The organism is Nitrospirae bacterium CG2_30_53_67, assembly GCA_001873285.1.
Lineage (GTDB): Bacteria > CG2-30-53-67 > CG2-30-53-67 > CG2-30-53-67 > CG2-30-53-67 > CG2-30-53-67.
Genome location: MNYV01000167.1, coordinates 1 through 9,990, shown reverse-complemented (window position 1 = coordinate 9,990; position 9,990 = coordinate 1). Strand labels below are relative to the sequence as shown.

The following is a 9,990-nucleotide window of genomic DNA, read 5'->3' as shown; positions in this document are numbered from 1 at the left end:
ACCTTAAAGGTGAAAACGATTCACCCTCACCCTGCCCTCTCCCATCAAGGGAGAGGGAATAATTTTGGAATTTCTATCGCGGAATTTAGGTGACCACAGCGCCTTGCAAAATCAAAAGGACCCTGTTAAAGTGATACCGGTTCAGGGCTTTTTCAGCCGGTACAACATGCTGACATAGGTAACAAATGAACCTATGGACATGGGTAACATGTTAAACTACAGGGCAAGGAGGTATGCATGGATCTCTCAACCGTGAAACTCGACATTCCCAAGGACTGCAATATCATTCTGGGGCAGACGCACTTCATCAAGACCGTGGAGGACCTCTACGAGGTCATGGTGGGCCAGGTCCCCTCCTGCCGTTTCGGTCTGGCCTTCTCCGAGGCATCGGCTGAATGCCTGATCCGGAGCGATGGAAATGATCCCGAACTGATCAAGGCCGCCGTCGGCAACATGCAGAAGATCGCAGCGGGGCATACCTTCATCATCGTCATGAAGGATGCCTTCCCCATCAATGTCTTAAACGCCGTGAAGAGCTGCCCCGAGGTCTGCACGATCTTCTGCGCCACGGCCAATCCTGCGGAGGCGGTGATCGCGGAGACCGGCCAGGGTAGAGGCATCATAGGGGTCATTGACGGCTCACCGCCCAAAGGGGTGGAGCAGGAGAAAGACAAGGCCTCCCGCCTGGACCTTCTTCGGAAATTCGGATACAAACGCGGGTGAAACGGTTATTGCGATATCCCATTTTAGACCAGCCGGGAAGGGATTTGATTTTTATTGACAGGACATCTTTTGTTTTGATATGTTTAAAAAAAGTCGGCGATGGAGTTCGCCGTTGACTGCTTCCCCAAACGAAGCTGATGACTCCTACTCTTTAGAGCGAAGGGTAGGATTTTTTTATGCCCTGAAAGGAGAGATCCCATGCATGAAGTCTGGGGAATGGCGGCGCTATGGATAGGACTTGCCTTGATCGCCACTTTACTTTCCATCTGGTTTCGAATTGCAACCGCTCTTTCTGAAATCCTTGTCGGCACGGTCGCACAATTAGTCATAGCGGCTCTTATTGGAACGACGCTTGGCGCCGATTTGCCGTGGATCAAGTTCTTATCGGGAACAGGCGCTATCGTATTGACCTTTCTTGCAGGCGCTGAGCTGGACCCGGCGGTGTTCAAAGCAAAATGGAAAGAGGCAACCGCAATAGGCCTTGTCTCATTCTTTGCCCCTTTCCTCGGATGTGCCGCTGTTGCCTATTATCTGCTGAACTGGACGGTCAGGGCGAGCTGGCTTGCCGGGGTTGCGCTCTCCACGACATCGGTAGCAGTGGTTTATGCGGTCATGCTCGAACTGGGGCTGAACAAGACGGAGTTCGGGAAAACGGTCCTGGCTGCATGCTTTATCACCGATCTCGGCACGGTCATATCGCTCGGCCTGATATTTGCGCCCTTTACAGGCAGGACGTTAATCTTTGCTGCCGTCAGCATCACTGCCTTTGTCGCCCTTCCCTACCTCACCCCGAGGTTTTTCAAAAAATACGGGGGGAGGCCGTCTGAGCCTGAAGCCAAGTATCTCCTTCTCATACTGTTCGGGCTCGGCTCGCTGGCCGTATGGTCGGACAGTGAAGCCGTGCTGCCGGCCTATGTCGTAGGGATGGCGCTTGCAGGAACGGTCGGCAAAGATCATGTTCTTATCCGGAGATTACGAACGCTGACCTTTGGTCTTCTTACCCCTTTTTACTTTATCAGGGCAGGTTCCTATGTATCTGTCCCGGCTGTTTTTGCAGCTCCAATGGCGCTTCTCGTTCTCTTCATGACAAAGATGGTCACCAAGGTCATAGGAGTTTACCCTGCAACAAGATTTTATAGATATGCGCAAAAGGAAGGGATTTACACCACGCTTCTCATGTCCACCGGCTTGACCTTCGGCTCCATTTCCGCCCTTTTCGGTCTGAACCATGGGATCATAGATCAATCCCAGTATTCACTTCTCGTTGTGGTTGTTATCGGGAGCGCCGTAGTGCCGACACTGATCGCAAACGCATTCTTTATTCCAAAATATCTGCTGCCGGAAGGGAGACCCGAGGAAGCGCCGGATGGATCTTTGGAAATTTCACCGGGCGGCAGCCCTGAATAAAAAGGAGGTCATCATGTTTAAGAAAATACTCATTGCATTTGACGGTTCACCTCAATCCTATAAAGCGTTTGAGTTTGCCCTTAATATGTCGAAACTCTGCCCTGTCGCCGCCCCTGAGATCACCGTGCTTTCAGTCGCACAGCCTCCGGAGCCTGCCGACATCGTCGAGGTGGATGCGATCATTGACAGCGCGACGCAGCATTATGAGGGACTTTTCGAAAAGCTCAGGGAAAAAGCAAAAGAGAGGAATCTTGAAATCAAGACGGAAGTTGTTGTAGGACATCCTGCCGATCAAATCGTGAGATATGCGAAAGAAAAGAATTGTGATATGGTGATCGTGGGACAGCGGGGTAAATCCAAGATAAAGAGCTGGCTTCTTGGTTCAGTCTCGAAAAGAGTCTCGACCTATTCTCCCTGCACGGTAATGATCGTGAAATAGAGGCGGTCTGAAGGAGATCAACCATGAACGAAGATTTTGCCGGACTCCGTGACGAAATGATCCGGACTATTGACGAGGTCTCCACAGTGGAAGCGGTTCCCGAGTGTCCATGCAGCGACCTGCGCCGAAAACTCATGGAGAACCGTTTCAATCTCGTTGTGGTCGGGCAGTTCAAGCGCGGCAAGACCACCTTCATCAATGCCCTCCTCGGCGCCGACCTGCTTCCCACGGCCGTGGTCCCGCTGACCTCCATTGTGACCGTGATTGAATACGGGGACTCCGTGACGATCAAGGTCTTCCTGAACAATGGAGAGAACAAGGAAATCCCGCTGGAGGAGCTTCCCCTCTACGTGACCGAGAGCGGCAACCCCAGGAATAAGCGGGATGTGGCCGAGGTGAGCATCCAGTATCCGTCGCCGTATCTTCGGGAGGGTGTGCGGCTCATCGACACGCCGGGGGTCGGTTCCGTGTACCAGCACAATACGGACGTAGCCTATGAATATCTCCCGCGCTCCGATGCGGCGGTCTTCCTGATTTCGGTGGACCAGCCGCTGAGCAAGGCCGAACTGGATTTTCTCAAGGATGTCAAGCAGTACTCGGACCGGATATTCTTCATCCAGAACAAGGCCGATTACCTCACACCCGAAGATCTCAAGGAGTCTCTTGCCTTTACGGGAAGAGTCCTCCAGGATGAGGCGGGATACGAAACCATCGAGGTCTATCCCCTCTCCGCCAGGCTCGGACTGGAGGGGAAATTGAACCGGGACCCGGCGGCCCTCGAAGCGAGCCGTCTCACGGTATTCGAAGAGAGGCTGCACAGGTTCCTTGTGGAAGAGAAGGGAGGGATCCTGATCCGTTCGGCCGCTAAAAATCTTCTTAAGGTCCTCTCCGAGGCCATCCTCAGGGCGGAACTGGAATACAAGTCCATGAATACCCCCCTGGAATTGATCCAGAAAAAACTGGACACCTTTGAAGAAAAACAAAGGGAGATCGAGGCCGACAAGAATGATTTTGAGATTCTCCTCGAAGGAGAGACCAAGCGGATCATTGAAAAGATCCTGGACCCGGACCTGAATGCGGCCAAGAAAGATCTGGCCCAAGGCCTCGGTCCCGCCTTCGAGGATTTCTACGCCCGAAACAGAAGCCTTTCACCCGGAAAGCTGAGAAAGGCCCTTGAAGAATTTGTTGTCCACCAGGTCAAGGAGTATGACACGGTATTCCGGAAGAACGAAGACACCAAGATCTCCATGGCGTTTGAGAAGGGATGCGAACGGTTCGTGACCAGGATCAATGAGATCATAGATGCTCTTCTGCACTATGCCTCCGATCTTTTTTCCGTGGGTTTTGAGACCTTTGATGCGGAATCCCTGTGGACCATGAAATCCTCTTTCTATTTCATCTTCAAGGATGAACCGATCATGGTGGAAATCCTTGGAAATGCGCTGACCACCATGATGCCCCGCTTCCTGAGCCATCCCATCATCGCGAGAAGCATGAGGCGTTATCTCGCCGCCATGATCGAGCAGCAATCGGGCCGGATCCGCTGGGACTTTGTGGAAAGACTTCAGAAGAGCAAACTGGAGGTCCGCTGGGTGATGTTCGCCAAGATTGACGAGACGATCCAAGAGATTCGGAATGCGGTTCAGCGGGGGATCGCCCGCAAAGAAAAGGGCAAGGAAGAAGCGGCTAAACGTGAGACTGAGATCCGGACGGATCTGGATCATCTGTATGCCTTGAAAGAACGGGCGCTCCGGATACTGGATCGTTCCGGCCGGCATCCGGATCCGCATCATTTGGGGTCATAGTTTAGAGTTCTAAGTCCGTTCAGCGGCAAACCCAGGCCCGCCCAAAAGAGATTCCACATTCCCAGCGCTATGCAAACAGGCCGCCTCTTTCAAGACTGCTGAAAGAAGCACTGAGAAGCGGCGAGCGGAATGAGAATATGGCCCGTGCCCATCCGGAACATGGGTACAAACTTAAAGAGGCAGACACGACTGCTTTGTTGCCGAAACACGCGACCATCTCGAACACATAACGCCGAAGATCAACGGGTTCCTGACGACGCTCTACTCCAGGATTGAGGAGATTGCATGATGAAGATTTCAATAATAATGATTAAGAAGGAGATAAGGTATGTCGAAGATCAAAAAGGTATTCGCAAGAGAGATACTGGACTCAAGGGGTAATCCGACCGTCGAGGTGGACGTGGTCCTAAATAACGGCATTCTGGGAAGGGCCGCCGTTCCCTCCGGTGCCTCAACGGGAAGTAAGGAGGCGGTTGAATTGAGAGACGGAGACAAGAGCCGTTATCTCGGCAAGGGCGTCTTAAATGCAGTAAATAATGTCAACGAAATTATCGCTCCGGAAATAATCGGTAGAAATCCCTCAGAACAGAAAGAGATAGATTCCCTTATGATCAAGATTGACGGTACAGAGAACAAAGGCAGGCTGGGCGCCAATGCGATATTGGGTGTTTCCATTGCCGCAGCAAAGGCAGCGGCTCAGGATAAAGGATTATCTGTTTTTAAATATCTCGGAGGAGATGACGCAAGGCGGTTACCGATCCCTTTTTTTAATATCCTCAATGGAGGAAAACATGCTGATAATAATGTTGATATTCAGGAGTTCATGATCTCACCAACCGGCGCAAAAACATTCAGAGAGGCTCTCAGAATGGCTGCCGAGACGTATCATAATTTGAAAGCGGTTTTAAAATCAAAAGGAGGTTTATTGTGTTTGAACTTGATATCCCTGGTTTCGGTCATGTTCGTTTGGAGTATTTAGTTTCTGATTTTACAGGGACTCTTTCCGTTGACGGGAAACTTTCCCCCGGCGTCAAGGAGCGGATGAATAGAATATCGGAATTCTTAAAGATACATATTCTGACCGCAGACACCTTCGGCAAGGCAAAGGCCGAACTCAAAGACATCCACTGCACGATCCATATTCTGACAGGTGACAATCACGATGTTCAAAAAGAACACTATATAGCCGATCTCGGCGCCGAGAGTTTGATTGCCTTCGGCAACGGGAACAATGACCGGCTGATGCTTAAAACCGCCAAGATAGGTGTTGTTGTTTGCCTGAATGAAGGCTGTGCCGCTGATGCTGTCAAAGCGGCTGATATCTTGGTCACCTCGATTGCAGACGGCCTTGACCTGTTGCTGAATCCAATGAGACTGAAGGCGACATTGAGGTTTTAATGAAAAAAGACAAAATGTTTTTCGGCTTCGGAAAGAATGTTTTCTTCGCCGGGCTGGTGAGTTTTTTCATGGACTTAAGCTCCGAGATGATCTATCCGCTTATTCCGCTTTTTCTGTCAAACGTCCTGGGAGTGAATAAATCGGTGATCGGTCTGATCGAAGGGGTTGCAGAATCCACCGCCAGTCTGCTCAGGGTTTTTTCCGGCTGGTTCTCGGACCGGATCGGGAACCGCAAATGGCTCATGGCTGCCGGGTACGGCATCTCCACACTCAGCAGGCCGATCATTGCGCCGGCAACGGGATGGCATCAGGTGATGGGATCGAGATTCATGGACCGGTTCGGCAAGGGGATCCGTACCGCGCCGCGCGACGCCATCATCGCCGAGTCCACGGAAAAGTCGCGCCTCGGGCGGGCATTCGGCTTTCACCGCTGCATGGACACCATGGGCGCTGTTGTCGGGCCTGCGCTGGCTTTTTTCTTTCTCGGTATCTTTTCGAATGATTATCGCAAGGTCTTCTGGCTCTCAATGATACCGGGAACCGTTGCCGTGCTGATCATCATCTTTTTCATCACGGAAAAGAAAAAAACCGCTGCTGCGCAGTCGGAGAGGCCGAAGCTGACGCTCAAGCATTTCGACTGGAAGTTCAAGTTTTTTGTCATCATTGCCGCCCTCTTCGCCGTCGGCAACTCAAGCGATGTTTTCCTGATCCTTCGGGCGGAGCAGGTCGGGATCCCGGCAGTCACGATTCCCGTGGTCTATCTGATCTTCAATCTCGTGTATTCGCTCTCAGCCGTTCCTGCAGGGATGGCAGCAGACCGGTTCGGCAGAAAGAGGATCATCCTCCTGGGGTTCGTGCTCTTTACTATACTCTATTATGGCTTTGCAGCCGCATCGAGCACAAAAGCCATCTGGATACTGTTCGGGTTCTATGGTCTCTTTATGGGATTGACCGAGGGGATTCAGAAGGCGTTTCTCGCCACGATCATCCCGACGGACTTCAAGGCAACGGCCTTCGGTGTCTATACCACTGCCGTCGGCCTTGCCATGCTCCCCGCCAGCCTTATCGGCGGTTGGCTCTGGGATCATATTTCACCATCGGCTACTTTCTATTTTGGAGCAATAACCGCTTCCCTTTCGGCCATATTATTTGTTATATTCATCGTATTCGTCAATAAAGAGACTGAAAAAAAAGTTGACTGCATTCTGCGCTGAAAGAGGAGGGGGCCATGTCTAAAATAACCAAGAAAAGATCTCAAAAGGCCGGACTCCCGCCGGGAACCCTGGTCCACATAGGCGAGAAAAAAACGGAGAAGCTTAAAATTACAATCATGGATTATAATGAAACACAATTAGAAGAGAAAGAAGCTCAAACGGTTGAAGAATGCCTACCCTTCAAGGAGAGGCCGACGGTCACATGGATCAACATAGACGGCGTTCATGATCTTAAGATCATAGAAAAGATCGGGCAGCTTTTTAAACTGCATGCCCTGACCCTCGAGGACATCGTGAATACGGAACAGCGGCCGAAGATGGAGGATTTCCCTGAATATATATTTATCGTCATGAAGATGCTTTACTGGGACAAGGCAGCCCACCGGATTGAGACCGAACAGGTCAGCCTGGTGCTCGGTTCAAACTTCGTGATCTCCTTTCAGGAGGAGAAAGAAAGGGACGTCTTCAATCCCATCCGGGAAAGGATCCGGAAATCAAACATGAAAATCCGGAAGATGGGAGCCGACTATCTGGCTTACTCCCTGATCGATGCCGTGGTAGACAGCTACTTCTTGATCCTGGAGCATATCGGAGAGTGGATCGAGGAGATTGAAGAAGTGCTGGTAAGCGCCCCCAGGACGGAAACCATGCATGCGATCCACGGCCTGAAGAAAGAGATGATCCTGTTACGGAAGTCGGTCTGGCCTCTCCGGGAGGTTGTGAACAGCCTTGAGAGAGGCGAATCCCCCCTGATCAAGGAGTCCACCGGGATCTTCCTCCGGGACGTGTACGACCATACCATCCAGGCCATGGATACCATCGAGATATTCCGTGACATGACCTCGGGTATGCTCGACCTCTACCTGTCGAGCATCAGCAACAAAATGAACGAGGTCATGAAGGTCTTGACCGTCATCGCCACCCTGTTCATTCCCACTACGTTCATCGTTGGTGTTTACGGAATGAATTTCGAATACATGCCGGAACTGAAATGGCGTTATGGATATCTTCTCACCTGGATGGTGATCATCGGGGTCACATCGGCCATGCTGTTCTATTTCAAGAAGAAAAAATGGTACTGAAAACCTGTTGATAAGTCATCGCATGAAATTTCCAATGGGGACAGGATGAGGTGTAACGGGTTTCACGAAATTCAGGATGGTGTTCTCTATGGTGGCGTAGTCACCGCCGAAGTGGTGGCCGCTCTTCATACGCAGGATGTGAACATCATCTCCCTTGAGCCCCGGACAGATGGATTCACTTTCTTCCTCCTCGCCATAGACGCAGAGCACAGGGCGCTGGATGCGCGCCGCCTCCGGCGGAACGTTTAGCGCACCGGGGCGCCGCTCGTCCCTGATCCAGTCCCCAACGTGGATCTCGACATTGGCATAGTCTCCAGGCGCCAGCAGGGCAACCAGCCTGACATGGGCCTGGATATCCAGTGGAAGACGGTTGACAAGAAAGGGGAGCCAGGAGGCGCCGAAGGAGTAACCGACCAGCAGCACGCTCTGCTTATTCCATGCCTTCATGTAATACCTCACAACCTCACCCAGGTCGCGCGAAACCTCGGATGGTTTGCGCGGCTTCCAGAAATACTTCAGGCTGTCGAAGCCGATGGTCGATACCCCCATTTTCTGGAATGCATATCCGAAGTCCCGGTCGAGATCGGCCCATCCACCGTCGCCGGAGAGGATGATCGCCAGAATGTCGTTCTCCGCATCGGCAGCCGGCAGTTCAACCAGAGGGAGCTTCCCGATATGGGCCTTGTTCTGATCAGGCGGCAATCCCCCGGCCAGGAGATCAGGCGGGCTCATCAGAGAAAGCACGACCGACAGCGCCATGAAAAACGTCAGGCATGACCTCATTAAGAGATCCCTTCTGATGACGGTCACGCGGGTTGTATCTTTATCCCATCTCCCTTTCATGGCGTGGTCGGTTCTCCTCTCTTCTCGTCTTTCTGCTTTGTCCTCGATGAATATTTCTCTTTCACCGCAGGTGTCTCCAGGGTTGCTCAGTCCACAGTTCCTGAAAGAGGGCTCTGCTTTGTTTATCTACAATCCGACTTCTCCCACAGGATCAAAGCACGATGGTTTTTTCTGTTTCTTCATGATCGATGAACAGCGATCGACATATAAATCGCAAGCAACCCGATTAATATCGTGAAAACCAGGATGGTAGAGAGGACTCCCAAAGCTCCTTTCCTGTCCTTTTGCTTCATATAGCTGATCAAGGCAAATAACGATGCCGTTCCGGTCAATATAAAAATCAAAACGGACAACCAGACAAGCCCGTGATAGATCGGCACAGGTGCATCTCTCAAGGGTTGGAAATAGATCAGGGAAAAAAACAGCAAAAAGCCGACCATGAAAACAATCTTAATCAATCTCTCCATACAGAACCTTTCCGCCCGGTACGTTACCATATTTACGGACAGGACCACTTAGAATACGGCGCCTTTGGGGTATCCGAATTTTGTTACTACTCCCCACTTGTCCTGAGGCTCGTCATTGATGCTCCCAAACCAGATCAGATATATGTTTTCCGCATCTGTATATTGCCATTCCTCAAAGGAGGCACCTGGCTTCAGCACACCCAGCAAAGCTTCCTGCGGTCCAAAGAATGGCGGTTGAGGAACCACGCCTACATCGGCCCTTTCCGGCTTCCCCATGATGCTTTTAACGTTCTGTCTGGACATCCCGGTTTGCATGGACAAAAAATTCTGCTCAAGTGTTCGTGTTGAGGCACAGGCAAGACACAAAGAAACGACAAAAACCGGTATGATAATTTTAATTGGCCATTTCATTTTCATGCAATCCACCTTTTAGATAGCCTCATGTTCTTCATTCACCTTATTCCTGCATTTCCGAACGACATCATCCGGTATGAATTTTAACGCAAGAATAACCAGGCCTGGCACGATGACAAGGTCATCCAGATGGCCGATAACCAGGAAAAATAGGAAAAATAGGGACAGCGCCCATTTATTGTTAGGGCACTTGTAATG

General features: G+C 51.2%; 10 protein-coding genes and 2 pseudogenes. 8 read left to right on the top strand and 4 right to left on the bottom strand.

Features of this window, described 5'->3' with window-relative positions:
• Nucleotides 1–237 precede the first annotated feature (237 nt).
• The 8 genes and pseudogenes from AUK29_10475 (at nt 238) to AUK29_10440 (ending at nt 8,068) form a co-directional block, all read left to right on the top strand.
• The gene (locus tag AUK29_10475; GenBank protein OIP61289.1) at nt 238–723 is read left to right on the top strand and encodes an adenosine monophosphate-protein transferase; all 486 of its coding nucleotides are present in this window, start codon (nt 238–240) and stop codon (nt 721–723) included.
• Nucleotides 724–921: 198 nt separating this feature from the next.
• Nucleotides 922–2,130, top strand: coding sequence for a potassium transporter Kef (locus AUK29_10470; protein ID OIP61288.1), 1,209 nt, complete (start codon nt 922–924; stop codon nt 2,128–2,130).
• Between the two features lie 13 nt (nt 2,131–2,143).
• Complete coding sequence (locus tag AUK29_10465; protein OIP61291.1) at nt 2,144–2,569, top strand: hypothetical protein; 426 nt, start codon at nt 2,144–2,146, stop codon at nt 2,567–2,569.
• A 23-nt stretch (nt 2,570–2,592) separates the two neighbouring features.
• A complete protein-coding gene (locus AUK29_10460) occupies nt 2,593–4,374 on the top strand; it encodes a hypothetical protein (GenBank protein OIP61287.1) in 1,782 nt (593 codons plus the stop codon).
• Nucleotides 4,375–4,702: 328 nt separating this feature from the next.
• Nucleotides 4,703–5,293 (top strand): annotated as a pseudogene (gene eno, locus AUK29_10455) (phosphopyruvate hydratase).
• Nucleotides 5,294–5,301: 8 nt separating this feature from the next.
• Nucleotides 5,302–5,772, top strand: a complete 471-nt coding sequence (locus tag AUK29_10450; protein ID OIP61286.1) for an ATPase P — start codon at nt 5,302–5,304, stop codon at nt 5,770–5,772.
• Nucleotides 5,773–5,786: 14 nt separating this feature from the next.
• Nucleotides 5,787–6,986 (top strand): MFS transporter, encoded by a 1,200-nt coding sequence (locus tag AUK29_10445; GenBank protein ID OIP61290.1) that lies wholly within the window; start codon nt 5,787–5,789, stop codon nt 6,984–6,986.
• A 14-nt stretch (nt 6,987–7,000) separates the two neighbouring features.
• Complete coding sequence (locus AUK29_10440) at nt 7,001–8,068, top strand: magnesium and cobalt transport protein CorA (protein OIP61285.1); 1,068 nt, start codon at nt 7,001–7,003, stop codon at nt 8,066–8,068.
• A gap of 15 nt (nt 8,069–8,083) precedes the next feature.
• Here the strand turns inward: AUK29_10440 and AUK29_10435 are convergent, their stop codons facing one another.
• The 4 genes and pseudogenes from AUK29_10435 to AUK29_10420 form a co-directional block, all read right to left on the bottom strand.
• Nucleotides 8,084–8,911, bottom strand: coding sequence for a hypothetical protein (locus AUK29_10435; GenBank protein OIP61284.1), 828 nt, complete (start codon nt 8,909–8,911; stop codon nt 8,084–8,086).
• Nucleotides 8,912–9,090: 179 nt separating this feature from the next.
• Nucleotides 9,091–9,378 (bottom strand): hypothetical protein, encoded by a 288-nt coding sequence (locus AUK29_10430; protein ID OIP61283.1) that lies wholly within the window; start codon nt 9,376–9,378, stop codon nt 9,091–9,093.
• Between the two features lie 48 nt (nt 9,379–9,426).
• Nucleotides 9,427–9,795 carry a hypothetical protein gene (locus AUK29_10425; protein OIP61282.1) on the bottom strand — a complete coding sequence of 123 codons (369 nt, stop codon included), beginning with the start codon at nt 9,793–9,795 and terminating at the stop codon, nt 9,427–9,429.
• Between the two features lie 12 nt (nt 9,796–9,807).
• Nucleotides 9,808–9,990 (bottom strand): annotated as a pseudogene (locus AUK29_10420) (hypothetical protein).